Origin of the sequence: Sandarakinorhabdus oryzae (genome assembly GCF_009733735.1) — a bacterium.
Taxonomy (GTDB): domain Bacteria; phylum Pseudomonadota; class Alphaproteobacteria; order Sphingomonadales; family Sphingomonadaceae; genus Sandarakinorhabdus; species Sandarakinorhabdus oryzae.
The window spans coordinates 1-661 of sequence record NZ_WNJP01000395.1; the positions used below are offsets into that span (position 1 = coordinate 1).

A 661-nucleotide genomic window follows, 5' to 3' on the forward strand; every position below is an offset into this window, starting at 1 on the left:
GCGGCGTGGCCATGGCGCGGATCAGCCGGTCGATTTCCGGCGCGGCCCCGGCCAGCGCGGCTGCGTGCCCCGCCGCCTGCCAGCGATCGACCAGGCTGTTCACGGCCCAGGCGCCGGCGGTATCGATGGCGCTGACGCCGGACAGATCCACCGCCAGACCGGGCGCGCGCGGCGCTTCACTGGCCAGGTCGTCCACCAGCCCGGCCACCTCCTCGATGGTCAGCCGTCCGGAAAGCTGCACCTGCGCGCGGCCGTCTGCTGCCTTGTTCCAGCTGATGCTGCTGCCCATGCCGGGCAAACTGGTCTATGCGTGGTCAAATGCCAAGGGGAACAATGACGGCCGATCGCACCGAAATTGCGGTTTACGACCTGGATCGGACGCTGACCGACACCGGCAGCTGGGCGCATTTCCTCCGCTTCTGGCTGCGGCACGAGGCGCCGTGGCGGGTGCTGCTGCTGCCATTGGTGGCGCTGGGCGGCCTGGCTTATGGCGCCGGCCTGATGTCGCGCGGACAGATCAAGAGCTGGGCGCACCGCTGGCTGATCGGCGGCCGGGTGGCGGAGTCCCGAATGGCGGCCGCGGCCGAGCGGTTTGCGGCCGAGTTCGTCGTCGGCCATGCCCTGCTCGCGGCCCGCGCAGCGCTCGGCAACGACGCGGCCA

Annotated in this window: 1 protein-coding gene and 1 pseudogene; one reads left to right on the plus strand and one right to left on the minus strand. The window is 71.3% G+C overall.

All coding sequences use genetic code 11. The annotated features are described in order from the left end of the window. The coding region (locus GJ693_RS16510) for an STAS domain-containing protein (protein ID WP_156257287.1) at positions 1-289 on the minus strand (289 nt) is incomplete at its 3' end. Positions 290-333: 44 nt separating this feature from the next. On the opposite strand from GJ693_RS16510, the pseudogene GJ693_RS16515 reads away from it, so the two are divergent. Further along, positions 334-661: pseudogene (locus GJ693_RS16515) on the plus strand (HAD-IB family hydrolase); the annotation flags it as partial.